This is a genomic window from Bradyrhizobium sp. 23, from assembly GCF_023073295.1.
GTDB lineage: Bacteria > Pseudomonadota > Alphaproteobacteria > Rhizobiales > Xanthobacteraceae > Bradyrhizobium > Bradyrhizobium canariense_D.
In genome coordinates this window covers 207,632-220,411 of record NZ_JADPJF010000070.1, presented here as the reverse complement: position 1 = coordinate 220,411, position 12,780 = coordinate 207,632, and the positions used below count along the sequence as shown (strand labels likewise).

12 protein-coding genes are annotated in these 12,780 nt (G+C 65.1%); 2 read left to right on the top strand and 10 right to left on the bottom strand.

The features are described from left to right. The 10 genes from IVB32_RS18880 to IVB32_RS18835 all read right to left on the bottom strand — a co-directional run. Positions 1–463, bottom strand: a 463-nt coding sequence (locus tag IVB32_RS18880) for a M20/M25/M40 family metallo-hydrolase (protein WP_247410908.1), incomplete at its 3' end; no start/stop codon positions are given. A gap of 165 nt (positions 464–628) precedes the next feature. Then, positions 629–1,879 (bottom strand): vanadium-dependent haloperoxidase, encoded by a 1,251-nt coding sequence (locus tag IVB32_RS18875; protein ID WP_247366679.1) that lies wholly within the window; start codon positions 1,877–1,879, stop codon positions 629–631. A 290-nt stretch (positions 1,880–2,169) separates the two neighbouring features. Beyond that, on the bottom strand, positions 2,170–3,555 hold the full coding sequence (locus IVB32_RS18870; protein WP_026232617.1) for a sigma-54 dependent transcriptional regulator: 1,386 nt from the start codon (positions 3,553–3,555) through the stop codon (positions 2,170–2,172). Between the two features lie 44 nt (positions 3,556–3,599). Then, entirely contained in the window at positions 3,600–3,950 is a 351-nt protein-coding gene (gene fliN / locus IVB32_RS18865; RefSeq protein ID WP_007596160.1) for a flagellar motor switch protein FliN, read from the bottom strand. A gap of 3 nt (positions 3,951–3,953) precedes the next feature. Beyond that, the gene (locus IVB32_RS18860; protein WP_247366675.1) at positions 3,954–4,574 is read right to left on the bottom strand and encodes a FliH/SctL family protein; all 621 of its coding nucleotides are present in this window, start codon (positions 4,572–4,574) and stop codon (positions 3,954–3,956) included. Then, on the bottom strand, positions 4,574–5,665 hold the full coding sequence (fliG, locus tag IVB32_RS18855) for a flagellar motor switch protein FliG (RefSeq protein WP_018453886.1): 1,092 nt from the start codon (positions 5,663–5,665) through the stop codon (positions 4,574–4,576). The genes IVB32_RS18860 and fliG overlap by 1 nt, the downstream gene beginning before the upstream one ends. Before the next feature lie 17 nt (positions 5,666–5,682). Further along, positions 5,683–7,290: a flagellar basal-body MS-ring/collar protein FliF gene (gene fliF, locus IVB32_RS18850; RefSeq protein ID WP_085349194.1), complete on the bottom strand. Its 1,608-nt coding sequence runs from the start codon at positions 7,288–7,290 to the stop codon at positions 5,683–5,685. Between the two features lie 192 nt (positions 7,291–7,482). Further along, positions 7,483–7,758 carry a DUF1153 domain-containing protein gene (locus IVB32_RS18845; RefSeq protein ID WP_002714638.1) on the bottom strand — a complete coding sequence of 92 codons (276 nt, stop codon included), beginning with the start codon at positions 7,756–7,758 and terminating at the stop codon, positions 7,483–7,485. Between the two features lie 361 nt (positions 7,759–8,119). After that, a complete protein-coding gene (locus IVB32_RS18840; RefSeq protein WP_018453889.1) occupies positions 8,120–8,827 on the bottom strand; it encodes a flagellar hook capping FlgD N-terminal domain-containing protein in 708 nt (235 codons plus the stop codon). A 13-nt stretch (positions 8,828–8,840) separates the two neighbouring features. Continuing rightward, positions 8,841–10,484 (bottom strand): flagellar hook-length control protein FliK, encoded by a 1,644-nt coding sequence (locus tag IVB32_RS18835; protein ID WP_247366673.1) that lies wholly within the window; start codon positions 10,482–10,484, stop codon positions 8,841–8,843. A gap of 348 nt (positions 10,485–10,832) precedes the next feature. Here IVB32_RS18835 and mnmA point away from each other — a divergent pair, with 348 nt between their 5' ends. Both mnmA and IVB32_RS18825 read left to right on the top strand, forming a co-directional pair. Next, the gene (gene mnmA / locus IVB32_RS18830) at positions 10,833–12,014 is read left to right on the top strand and encodes a tRNA 2-thiouridine(34) synthase MnmA (protein WP_018453891.1); all 1,182 of its coding nucleotides are present in this window, start codon (positions 10,833–10,835) and stop codon (positions 12,012–12,014) included. Between the two features lie 78 nt (positions 12,015–12,092). Further along, positions 12,093–12,731, top strand: a complete 639-nt coding sequence (locus IVB32_RS18825; protein WP_018453892.1) for a class I SAM-dependent methyltransferase — start codon at positions 12,093–12,095, stop codon at positions 12,729–12,731. Positions 12,732–12,780 lie beyond the last annotated feature (49 nt).

Below are 12,780 nucleotides of genomic sequence, written 5' to 3'. Positions count from 1 at the left end.
AGGAGGGCGAGCCGATCTCCTCGTCCGAGGTGATCAGCAGCTTGATCGGGTGCGGGTTGCCGCCGAATTTGTGGAAGGCGGTTGCCACGAATATGTTCATGACGACGCCGGACTTCATGTCGGCAACACCGGGACCATAGGCGCGCCTGCCCTGGATCGTGAACGGACGCCGTCCGGCCTCGCCCTTGCCGAACACGGTGTCACGATGCCCCATCAACAGCACCGGCTTCTCGTTGCTGCCGGGCTTTGCCACTTCGGCGTGGATGGCATCGCCGAATGTGGCGTGGCTTTCGCGCCGGAACGGAATGCCGTGCTCGGCGAAATGCTGCTCGAACCGCGCCCCGACCGCATCGACGCCTTCCTTGTCATAGGATCCGGAATCGATGTTCACGACATCGCGCAGCAGGTCGATCATCGCCTGCCGTTGCGTCGCCAGCCAGTCCGTGATTTGAGCTTGAGACATGTTGACCCTCGCGTGGTTCTCACGCGGGCTTATAGGGCCTGGCGCCGGTGTGACCTAGTCGGAGAACGCGGTGCGGCCATGTCGCCGGTCCACGGAATTGGACGCACCGTGCCTTCCACGTCGTCCCGGCTTTCGCCAGAACGAAGTTGAGCGTGTGGCAACCGGCTAACGCCTCGGCTCCGCCATCGCTTCCACGCCGCGAAGCTGCGTGGCGACGGTCAGCGCGCCGATCTTCCGGCCCATCTCCTTGCCGATCTCGGTCGAGAACCGATAGTGAAAGCCGGCCCAGATACGGGCGTTGGAGACTTCGTCGCTATAGTCCTGGAGCCGCGTCCATTTGCGGGTGACGCCTGGTGCCGTGGGGCTGGTCACCGAGAACTCGCCGAAATCTCCAACGATGGTCTGGAGCACGGTCGAAATCGCTGCCGACGTAATGCAGTGAGCACAGGGGTATTCCGGATGCATCGGCGTGTCCCCCAGCGGCAGCCAGGATGCGTCGCGAGGCGTCGCTGCGTTCGATGTCAGGTCGGCGTTGCGTATGGCCGTGATCGGCCGCCAGAAATTGTAGTGGTACTTCGCGTCGAAAACGGCAACGAAGGCGTCGTTGCCGGCAATTGACGTCAGCGCGTACAGCCGGGCGCAGTCGACGAGATCCATGCCCTTGGCCGTTGCCGCCTGCCTCACGATCGGATTGTAGGTGCGGGCACCGACAAAGAAACAAAATCGACCGACCGTGGTTTGCTCGGGCGTCCGGATCACACTTGTTCGGCTGCCGACCTCGCGGATTTCGTTGACGTCCCGGGTCCACAGCTCTGAACCGAGCGCCGGCGGCGGGCCGGGGCGATACTGAGATCCGGACGTCATGACCCAGGGCGTCGTCGCGCCCGCGATCGAGAACAGCGGGACGGTCGTCGGAACGTAGGCACCCGCCGTTGTCAGGGGCCGGTAAGTTTCAAGGGCGGCGCTGCCATCGTTCTCACGAAGCGCGATGATCTGCATCGCGGCCTCCTTGCCGAGGCCGATGCCCGCGATCTTGGACTCGCCGTCGGCGATCGGCACCAGAGAACTCGTCAGCGCCGCATCCAGCTCCGGCTTGAGGTCCGGATAGAGCGACAGCAGCACGTCGTGAGCCGCAACTGCGGCCGCAGCTTCCCGCGACGTCGAACGATCCGCGGATAGGGCAAGCTTGTAAGGCGCGTACCGGCGATCGATCGCGTTGACCGCCTCGAACATCGCGACGTGCATCATAGACAAGGCACGGCTGTGGGGCGCTGGAAGGATTTGCTTTTCAGTGGCGATCGCGTCGGCCTTTGCATTCCAATCCATGATCACGTCGGCGCGCGCAAGCGGCGCCGACGCTGCGAGCAGCGTTACAATCAATGAGAGGCGGAAGATGGTCCACGACGAGTTCTTCATGGGATGCCCTTTCGATGTAAAGGACGTTTCGCGAGACCAATGCGGCTCTGCCCGACATCACGTCGCGCGGCTCGAGGACTTTAACCATCTTGTTGTGGTTTGATTGTGAACTGCTTCACGCGGCGGAAGAGTAGCTCCGAATGGGTCGGCGTGGCTTACCGTTCGCACTGAGTAATGGATCCTGACTTTCGCCGGAAGCCACGGATTGTGGTGACTGCTTTGCGTTCTTCTCAAAGAAAAATGCCCGGGACCAGCCCGGGCATTCGTTTCTCTCAGTCAGCGTAGAGCGCCTACGCCCCCACCATCGGCATGCGTGGATATTCACCCGGCGTTCCCGCTGGCGTGATCGGAATGCCGCCGTCGGAATATTCGTTGAGCTTGTTGCGCAGCGTACGGATCGAGATGCCCAGGATATTGGCGGCATGGGTCCGGTTGCCGAGGCAGTGCTTCAGCGTCTCCAGGATCAGGTCACGCTCGACGTCGGCGACGGTGCGGCCAACCAGGGCCCGCGTCACCTGCTCGGCGGCCATGGTGGCATGGGCCACGGCCGGCACGGTTTTGGCGAGGTCGAGGCGGTCGCCGTCGGGCGTGAGGATCGCATCGGCGCCGATCTCGTCGCCCTGCGCCATCAGGACTGACCGGTGCATGGTGTTTTCGAGTTCGCGGACGTTGCCCTGCCAGCGGTTGGTGGACAGCACCCGGCGCGCTTCCGCCGAGATCGGGCGCATCGGCACGCCATTGGCTTCGGCGTATTTCTTCACGAAGTGCTGGGCGAGCTCGAGAATGTCGGCGGGACGCTCGCGCAGCGGCGGGATCTTCAGGTTCACGACGTTGAGCCGGAACAAGAGGTCCTCGCGGAACGTGCCCTCGCGCACCGCGTCCACCAGGTTGCGGTTCGAGGTCGCGATGATGCGGATGTCCACCGGGACGGGCTTGGTGCCGCCGACACGGTCGATCACGCGCTCCTGGATGGCGCGGAGCAGTTTCGATTGCAGGCGGACGTCCATCTCCGAGATTTCGTCGAGCAGCAGCGTGCCGCCGGTTGCCTCCTCGAACTTGCCGATGCGGCGGGCGATCGCGCCGGTGAAGGCACCCTTCTCGTGGCCGAACAGCTCGGACTCCAGCAGATGCTCGGGGATCGCGGCGCAGTTGATCGAGATGAACGGGCGCTTGGCGCGGGCCGAGCGGGTGTGGACGTAGCGAGCCAGCACTTCCTTGCCTGTCCCGGATTCGCCGGTGATCATCACCGAAGCGTCCGAGCCCGCGATCTGCTGCGCGAGCTTTATCACCTTGGCCATCGCCTCGTCGCGATAGACCAGCTCGCGGGAATCGTTGGCGACGGCAGCCAGCACCGCCGCGATCAGTTCCGGGTCCGGCGGCAGCGGGATGTATTCCTTGGCGCCGGCGTGGATCGCGGCGACCGCGGCGCGGGCGTCGTTGGTGATGCCGCAGGCGACGATCGGCGCGTGGATGTGCTCGGCCTCGAGCCGCATCACGAGATCGCGGATGTCGAGGGCGACGTCGACCAGCAGCAGGTCGGCACCCTTGCCGCCGCGCAGCACGCGCATTGCCTGTTCGTTATCCTCGGCGTGGGTCACGGTGGCGCCGTTCGCCATCGCGATCTTGGTGGCGGTGGTGAGCTGGCCCTTCAATGTGCCAACGATGAGAAGCCGCATATCAGTCTCCTGTCCGTCTGGTCGCGCTGCCGCGCGTCGTCGCTTTAGGCGCGTTCAGTCTTGATGATTTCGGTCATGGTCACGCCGAGCTTGTCCTCGACCAGGACGACTTCGCCACGGGCGACCAGCTTGTTGTTGACGTAGATGTCGATCGCCTCGCCGACGCGCCGGTCGAGCTCGAGCACGGTCCCGGGTCCGAGCTTCAACAACTCACTGACGTCCATCTTGGAACGGCCGAGCACCGCCGAGACCTGCACCGGCACGTCGAACACGGCCTCGAGATCGGCGGCGGCGCGCGTCGCATATTCGTCCTCGTTGTAGCCGACGTCGGTGCCGGTAGGCGGCATCGGGCCGTTGAGATCGGGCAGCGGGACCTGTCCGTCAGTGTCGCTCATGGCTTAACTCCCCCTGCGGGACGCAACATAGCGTCCCACCATTTCGTCGATCTTGGCCGTGATGGCGGCGCGCTCCAGCACGACGCCGCCATCGGCCCATTCGATCCGGCAGTCGCCGGTGACAATCTCGGGTTCGGCCAGAATCACCAGCCGGCCTTCGAAGCCGTTCTGCCTGGCCAGGCGCTCGATGTTCTCGCGCACGGAATCGTAGAGCGCGTCGTTGATGCGGACGACGAGATGCGGCGTCGCGACCAGATGCGAGAAGCAGTCCTTGACCAGCGCGACGATCTCGCCGAGCGGCTCGGCGGCGACCAGATCGGCGCACAGCTTGCGCGCCACCGCGACCGCGACGTCGACCGCCTCGGTTTCCATCTTGGATTCGATGTTGCCGATGCCCGAAGCGATGCCGCGGATGGCGATGTTGATCTCTTCCATGGCGAGCGCGACACGGCGGTCGCTCTCGGCCTTGGCCTCGCGCTGGCCGGCGGCGAAGCCGTCCTGATAGGCGCGCGCCTCGGCTTCCGCGACCTTCTGGGCGATCTCGGCCGCGGTTGCGGCCTTCTCGCGCGTCCGGTCGGGCGCGGCGAAGTCGTTGTCGAACAGGAATTTTGCCGGAGCGGCCATCAATACACCAGCTCGTCGTCGGCGCGGTTCTTGGTCAGCATGATCTCGCCCTTGGCGGCGAGATCCTTGGCGAGGTTGACCAGCAGCGCCTGAGCCTCGTCGACGTCGCGCAGGCGGACCGGGCCCATCGCCGCCATGTCGTCCTGGAGCATTTTTGCCGCACGCGAGGACATGTTGCCGAAGAAGAAGTTGCGGACGTCCTCGTTGGCGCTCTTGAGCGCGACGCCGAGCTTGTCCTTGTCGACATTGCGCATCAGGGTCTGGGCGGAGCCGGAGTCGAGCTTCACGAGGTCGTCGAAGGTGAACATCAGCGCCTTGATGCGCTCGGCCGATTCGCGGTTGTCCTCTTCCAAGGAGGTGATGAAGCGGGTTTCGGTCTGGCGGTCGAAATTGTTGAAGATTTCCGCCATCACCTCGTGGGCGTCGCGTCGGCGGGTCTGTGACAAATTGGACATGAATTCGGTGCGCAGCGTCTTCTCCACGCTCTCGATCACCTCCTTCTGCACCGCCTCCATCTTCAGCATGCGGTTGACGACGTCGAGCGCCAGGTCCTCCGGGAAGATGCCGAGCACGCGCGCGGCGTGTTCCGGCTTCAGCTTCGACAGCACCACCGCGATGGTCTGCGGATATTCGTTCTTGAGATAGTTGGCGAGCACCTCTTCCTGCACGTTGGAGAGCTTCTCCCACATGTTGCGGCCGGCGGGGCCGCGGATTTCGTCCATGATGCCGTTGACGCGCTCGGGGGCCAGGTATTGCTGGAGCAGCCGTTCGGTGGCGTCGAAATTGCCCATCAGCGCGCCGGAGGCCGACATCCGCGAGACGAATTCGAGCAGCATGTCCTCCACGGTGTCGACCTCGACAGTGCCGAGCGTCGACATTTCCAGGGAGAGCTGGCGCACCTCGTCGTCGTCGAGCAGCGACCAGATCTTGCCGCCATATTGCTCGCCGAGCGCCAGCATCAGGATCGCGGCGCGCTTCGGCCCCGCAACCGCTTCGGTCTTCGCGCCTCCGCGGCTGCCCGCACGCTGACCGAGCGTGGAGATCACGCTGGTGATGTCGTTGGAATTGGCGTTTTGCAGGGCGGCGGCCATATCAGATCACTTCTCGATTATTTCGTGGGTTCGGTCAGCCATTGGCGGATGATGGCGACGGTCTCGTTGGGATTGCGCTCGGCGAGTTCGCCGACGCGATGGACGGATTGGGCATGGACCTGGCCCTGGACCGTGGCGACGTCGATCGCGCTCGCGGCGCCGCTCGGCAAGAGCGCCTGGCTGGCAGGCGCGGCCTCGTCGCTCGCCGGACCGGTGAGGGCACCGGAGATGGCGGCTGCGACTTCGTCGGATGCCAGGATGCGCTTGACCAGCGGCCGGACCACCAGGAACAGCACGACCAGGCCGAGCAGCATCATCACGCCGAGCTCGACGAAGTACATGACGTCGTCCTTGGTGAACTGGAGCATGCCGAGTAAGCCGCTCGGCTCGGCGATCGGGGGGGTGGAGGGGGCATCGGCAAAGCGCAGATTGACCACCTCGACTTGGTCGCCGCGCTTCTGGTCGAAGCCGATCGCCGAGCGCACCAGCGTGGCGATGCGGTCGAGCTGCTCCTTGGTGCGGTCCTGGTAGGCCAGATCGCCCTTCTCGTTCTTGGAGTAGATGCCGTCGACCAGCACCGCGACCGAGATGCGGTTGACCCGGCCGGCCTCGGTCACCTCGGTCTTGGTGGTGCGGGAGATCTCGTAATTGTTGGTCTCTTCGCTCTTCTTGCTCTGGTCCTTGGCCGCAACGCCGCCGTTCTGCTGGTTGCCCGGCAATTCGTTGTTGACGGTGACCTGGCCGTTGTTGTCGGCGGTCATGCTCTGCTCTTCGCGGGTCTGGCTCGAGCGCAGCACGCGGCCTTCGGGATCGTACTTGTCCGAGGTCTGGGTGACCTTGTTGAAGTCGAAATCGGCGGAGAGCTGGACCCGGGCGCGTCCCGTCCCCACCACGGAGGAGACGATGTCCTCGACCTGCTTGCGCATCCGCTTCTCGAAGGCGGTGCGGCGCTCGTCGCCGATCTGCTGGTCCGGATCGGTCTGGGCGCCGTCGGCGAGCAGCTGCCCGGTCTCGTCGACGATCGAGACCCGCTGCGGCTTCAGCCCGTTCACGGCCGAGGCGACGAGGTGGCGGATGGCGCGGATCTGCTGGGCTTCCAGCGCGCCGCGGACCCGCACCACGATCGAGGCCGACGGCTCCGGCGCCTCGCGCGAGAACAGCGGGCGCTCGGGCAGCACCAGATGGACGCGGGCGGCCTGGATGCGGTCGATGGCGCGGATGGTGCGGGCGAGCTCGCCTTCCAGCGCGCGGAGATGGTTGATGTTCTGGACGAAAGAGGTGGTGCCGAGCGCATCCGACTTGTCGAACACCTCGTAGCCGACGCCGCCGCCCTTGGGCAGGCCGCCCTCGGCGAGCTTCATCCGCAGCCGGGTGACCTTGTCCTTGGGCACCATGATGATGGTGCCCTCGTTGCGCAGCTCGAACTGGATGCCCTGACGCTCCAGGTCCTTGATGATGCCCGAGGAGTCCTCGACGCTGAGGTCGGTGAACAGCGTCGTCATCTGCGGCGTGGTGACGCGCATGATGACGAACGCGAAAAAGCCGACGAGCGCGGCGGTGACCGCGATCATCGCCCCGAACCGGGCGGCTCCGATACCCTTCAGAAAGTCCGCAAGACCTTGCAAGCAACCGCCCCGACAGATTCGGCTGCTTTCACAGGAAAGGCCGACTGGGCAATTATTGCCTAGGTGATGGTTTCGATATGGTTAACGAAGGTTAAGAGCTGCGACAAAAGTCGCGCCAAAACGAAGCATGAAAAAAATCGGCCTCGCAAGACGAGGCCGATTTTCGTCAAAAGCCGCAGATTTCCGGATTGCCTACTGGCGATATTGTTGGATACGGGTGGTGCGAAGTCCCGCCAGACCATGCTGGTCGATCGAAAACTGCCAGGAGAGGAATTCGTCAACCGTCAGCGTGTAACGGCTGCAGGCCTCCTCGAGGGAGAGAAGACCGCCACGAACTGCGGCGACGACCTCGGCCTTGCGGCGGATGACCCAGCGTTTGGTGCCGGGTGCAGGCAGATCCGCAATCGTCAACGGACTACCGTCCGGCCCGATGACGTATTTTACCCTCGGGCGATGGGGTTCTGTCATGGCGTACTCACAAACTCTCAACCACTGAACTCACTCAGGAACCCTACGCGCGCCGGCTTAAAAATCCGCTAAGCCTAAGGCTTCAATACAATTCTCGTTGAAAATGGCTGGAACGCAGCCGACTCGGCCGGCGGGACGGTGCGTCCAGGCGGGCCGAAGGGGGTGTTCGTAAATACTTTACTAACGAACGAGGCCTGCGCGCGGCGCTGCAAGACCCCAATTGTCGTCCTGGCGAAAGCCAGGACCCATTACCCCAGGGAGGAGTCGCTACGACGACTCGGGGTTACGAACCAAAGCGACTTTCGGTGGCAATGGGTCTGGCTTCGCCAGGACGACACCGTTATCCAGGGGCATTTCGCCTTTAATTGCTGGCCGTCGCGATGATGCTCTTGACCTGGCTCAGCGTGTAGCTGGCGCCGTCGATGGTCAGCAGCGGCGGCGACTGGGTCAGGTCGACGGATGACACCGTGCCCTGCACCTGCGCAGCGATGCCGACATTGTTGTTGGCGACATCCTTGCCCGTGGCCGAGATCGTGTACTTGCCGTCGGGCCATTGCGTGCCGTCATTGCCCTGGCCGTTCCAGGTGAACGGAACGTCGGTGCCGGCGCCGGCGGTGTATTTGCCGGTGAACACGGTCTGGCCGCTGGCATTGGCGATGGTGATGTCGACCGTGGCGTCGCTCGGCACGTTGAGATGCCAGGTCGCCGACGAATTCGTCATGGTCCCGGTGGTGCCGTCGACCAGGGCGGTCTTGCCGACGAAGCCCAGCGCCTGGGTCGCCTGCGTGGTCTGCTGCAGGGTGACGAGCTGGGACAGCGAGTCGTTGGTCTTGAGCTGCTGCTCGACCCCGGCGAACTGCACCAGCTGCTGGGTGAACTGGTTGGTGTCGAGCGGATCGAGCGGGTTCTGGTTCTGTAGCTGCGTCGTCAGCAGCGTCAGGAAGGTCTGGAAGTTGCCGGCGAGCGTCGCGCCGGTGGTCGAGCCCAGGCTTGGGTTCGACGAGGATTTCGGCAGGTCGGTCGTGCCCGAGACGACGGAAGGGGCGGTGGCGGCATTCGTGGTGGTCATGATCGAATACTCCTCACACTCTGATGTCGACGCCGCTGCTCGATCCGAGCATGCGGCCGTAGCTGCGCCCGACCGGGGCCGCGGGAACTGCGTCCTCGTCGCTGACGATCAGCCGGCGGGCATTGCCGCCATTGTCGTTGTTCTGGCCGGAGTTCTGGCCCGATGAATTCTGGTCGCGCAGACTGAAGGACAGCCCGTTGCTGCCGGTCTTCAGGCCGGCATCGTCGAGCGCGCGCTGCAATTGGGGAGCGTCTTGCCGCAGCATCTGCAGCGTCTCCGGCTTCTCGACGGTGAGATGCGAGGTGACCTGTCCGTTGCGGTCGACATTGATGCGGACGTCGATGCGGCCGAGGTCGAGCGGATCGAGGCTGATGTCGAACCGGGTCTTGCCCGCGCGTGCGGCGGCGGCAATTTCGATCGGCACGCCGGTGATCGGAATGGCCGTATTGGTGGCTGCGGTCGCCGTGAGCGTCGCGGTCGATGCGGTCGCGGCCGAAGTCGTATTGGTCAGTGACGCCTGCACGGCCGAGGCCGCCTGCGCGCCGGTGTCGGTGGTGGGGACAGCGGCCTGCGTGCCCGCATGGGGATGCGGTGTCGCAGTCGCCGGTGCCGCATCGGCGGTGCGGTCGGAAGTCCCAGCCTTGGTGTCGCCCGCGTTCGCGTCGATCGGCGGCTTGTCGGCGTGCGGATGCGCCGCGGTGGCGGACGCTGCCGTCGCCGAGGTCTGCGCGGCGTTGGCCTTGCCGGTGTCCTGGCCGATATTGGAAACGTCGCTCGCGCCTTGCGCAGTGACTGCGGCCTTGAACGAGGTTTTTGGCGTGCCCTGGTCGACGGCGGCGATCAGGCCGCCATTGGTCTTGGCATCGGCCGCGGTCGAATCGGTGGTCCCGGTCGCGGCATCGGCCAGCACTGCCGAGGTGTCGGCATCGACCTTGGCGCTTGCGGTCTTGGCGCTCTTGTCGCCCGGCGTCGCGGTATCGGTCTTGGTGCCGGCGATCTGCGCTGCGATGGATGCGCTGGCGGCGATGCCGGCGGCGGCAATCGTCAGCGGCGAGGAGGCGGAGCCGGCGGCTTGGTTTGCAGCCGCGTTGGAATCGACCGGCACGGCGACCACGAGTGCATTCGGATCGGGTACGGCGGCCTGCGTCGCGTCGACTTGCGCGGCGGCGGCGGTATCGACGGCGGCGGCGAGGCCATCGATGCCGCCGGCCTTGTCCGCATTGGTCTCGTCGGATTTGTCCGCAGATTTGTCGGCCGATTTGGCGTCGGACGCCTCCGGCTTGTCCTTGGTCTTGCTATCAGCCTTGGCCGCATCAGCCGTCGAGTCGTTCTTGGCGTCGCTCTTGGCGTCGTTCTTGATGTCGTTTTTGGCGGGCGCGGAATTGTTGGCGTCGTCGCTGGCCTTGCTCTGCGAGGACTGGTCGCTCGCTGAGCGATCGCGCGGGCTCTTGTCGGAGGCGGAGGACGAGGAATCGGTGCGGCGCGGGGAGTCCTGCACGGAGGACGCCGCGCTGTCGCTGATCGCCTGGGTGTTGCTGTCCACCAGCGAGCCAAAGGAGTCGTTGGACCTGTCTTTCGGCGCTTGCGACCGGGCAGGCTTTTGCTGCGCGCTTGGGACTTGCACGCTTGCCACGACATCTGACGTTCGACCGACCACAGGCAACCCCTTGGAAACATCTTCGCCATGAGAGGTAGCAAGGAGCGGGCCACCCTTGTGAGTAGGAATTTTATCCAATCAAATCAATGCGTTGACGAATTCGCGCCCCGCCGCGGAGCCTCCCAAAGCCCCGCCATTTCTGCCTCCCCGGCAAGAATTGCCGTAAACCTTGCGGGGTCCGTGATTGCTTCACCGGAAGGCCGCCTATATTAAAGAGAGAGCTCTCAACCGCTTTCGACCGGGCAGGCCGCGCCCTTCGGGAACTCTCGGTTCCCGGGGATTGCCTTTGTCCCGCCGGAAGCACCCAGCGGATCGCCCAGCGCCGCCGTCCACAACGCTTTAAGGCCCATGCTCAACAGTCTGGATCTCGAAGGCCGTCCTGAGGATACCAGGGTCGTCGTTGCCATGTCAGGCGGCGTCGATTCATCGACGACGGCTGCGCTTTTGAAGGCGGAAGGCTACGACGTTGTCGGCATCACGCTGCAGCTCTATGACCATGGTGCGGCGACCCATCGCAAGGGCGCCTGCTGCGCCGGCCAGGACATCCACGACGCCCGCGACGTCGCCGCCAAGCTCGGCATTCCCCATTACGTGCTCGACTACGAGGATCGCTTTCGCGAATCCGTCATCGACAATTTCGCCGACAGCTACGCGCTCGGCGAGACGCCGGTGCCGTGCATCGAGTGCAACCGCTCGGTCAAGTTCCGCGACCTCTTGAAGACCGCGCGCGAGCTCGGCGCCACCGCGCTTGCCACCGGCCATTACGTTGCCTCGCGCCGCCGCGACGACGGCTCGCGCGCGCTGGTGTGTGCCGCCGACGCCGATCGCGACCAGAGCTACTTCCTGTTCGCGACCACGCAGGAGCAGCTCGATTATCTGCGCTTTCCGCTCGGCGACATGACCAAGCCCGAGACGCGCGAGCTGGCGCGGCGCTTCGGTCTTGCCGTCGCCGACAAGCACGACAGCCAGGACATCTGCTTCGTGCCGACCGGGCGCTACACCGACATCATCACCCGCCTGCGGCCGAACGCGATGGACCCCGGCGACATCGTCGATCTCGACGGCCGCGTGCTCGGCCGGCACAACGGCATCGCCAATTTCACCATCGGCCAGCGCCGCGGCCTCGGCATCGCAGCCGCCGCGCCGCTGTTCGTGGTGCGGCTGGAGGCCGCCAACCGCCGCGTCGTCGTCGGCCCGCGCGAGGCGCTGAAGATGCACCGCATCGTGTTGCGCGACGTCAACTGGATCGGCGATGGCGACATCGACCGCGCCATCGGCAATGGCCTCGAAATGTTCGTGCGCGTGCGCTCGACCCGCGCGCCCCAGCCGGCGTGGCTGCGCGGCGCGAACGGCCATTACGAGGTCGAGCTCGTCGCCGGCGAAGAGGGCGTTTCGCCGGGACAGGCCTGCGTGTTCTACGACGCACCTGGCGGCCAGGCCCGCGTGCTCGGCGGCGGCTTCATTCAAAGCGCCGCCGCGAAGGCCGCAAGCAGCACGACGAGGCCGCTCGCAGAAGCGGTCCGCGGCTAAGCGCATGATCCGGAAAAGTGTGCAGCGGTTTTCCGAACAGATCATGCGCAAAATAAGAATCTAGGCAGGGCAGGGGGCATGGCAGCAGACATCTCGCGGGCCGGGGTCGAGAAGGCCTATGGCCGCTGGGCGCCGGTCTATGATCTCGTGTTCGGCAAGGTGTTCGACGCCGGCCGGCAGTCGACCATCGCCGAGGCCGATCGCATCGGCGGCCGCATCCTCGACGTCGGCGTCGGCACCGGGCTGTCGCTCTCCGACTATGCGCGCACCACGAAGATTTGCGGGGTCGACATCTCCGAGCCGATGCTGCGCAAGGCGCAATCGCGCGTGCGCGCGATGCGCTTGAGCAATGTCGAAGTACTCTCGGTGATGGACGCGAAGAACCTCGCCTTCCCCGAAAACTTCTTCGACGCGGTGGTCGCACAATACGTCATCACCGCGGTGCCCGATCCCGAAGGCACGCTCGACGAGTTCATGCGCGTCTTGAAGCCCGGCGGCGAGCTGATCCTGGTCAACCACATCGGGGCCGAAAAAGGTTTGCGCAAACTCTCCGAGCTCGCGTTTGCGCCGCTCGCCCGCCGCCTCGGCTGGCGCCCGGAATTTCCATGGCAGCGCCTGGTCGACTGGGCCGCAAAACACGGCGGCGTTACGCTGGCCGAGCGCCGCCCGATGCCGCCGATGGGCCACTTTTCGCTGATCCGCTACCTCAAATCGTGATCGGGGGTGCGGAACACGCGGGCTGACCCGCGCGTTTCCCTCCCATGCG

Bases quoted from the DNA above. Each gene is read 5' to 3' on its own strand.
- IVB32_RS18870 (WP_026232617.1), bottom strand. From the start codon at position 3,555: ATGCGGCTTCTCATCGTTGGCACATTGAAGGGCCAGCTCACCACCGCC.
- fliG (WP_018453886.1), bottom strand. From the start codon at position 5,665: ATGGCCGCCGCCCTGCAAAACGCCAATTCCAACGACATCACCAGCGTG.
- fliN (WP_007596160.1), bottom strand. From the start codon at position 3,950: ATGAGCGACACTGACGGACAGGTCCCGCTGCCCGATCTCAACGGCCCG.
- IVB32_RS18875 (WP_247366679.1), bottom strand. From the start codon at position 1,879: ATGAAGAACTCGTCGTGGACCATCTTCCGCCTCTCATTGATTGTAACG.
- IVB32_RS18825 (WP_018453892.1), top strand. From the start codon at position 12,093: ATGGCAGCAGACATCTCGCGGGCCGGGGTCGAGAAGGCCTATGGCCGC.
- IVB32_RS18860 (WP_247366675.1), bottom strand. From the start codon at position 4,574: ATGGCCGCTCCGGCAAAATTCCTGTTCGACAACGACTTCGCCGCGCCC.
- mnmA (WP_018453891.1), top strand. From the start codon at position 10,833: ATGCTCAACAGTCTGGATCTCGAAGGCCGTCCTGAGGATACCAGGGTC.
- IVB32_RS18845 (WP_002714638.1), bottom strand. From the start codon at position 7,758: ATGACAGAACCCCATCGCCCGAGGGTAAAATACGTCATCGGGCCGGAC.
- IVB32_RS18840 (WP_018453889.1), bottom strand. From the start codon at position 8,827: ATGACCACCACGAATGCCGCCACCGCCCCTTCCGTCGTCTCGGGCACG.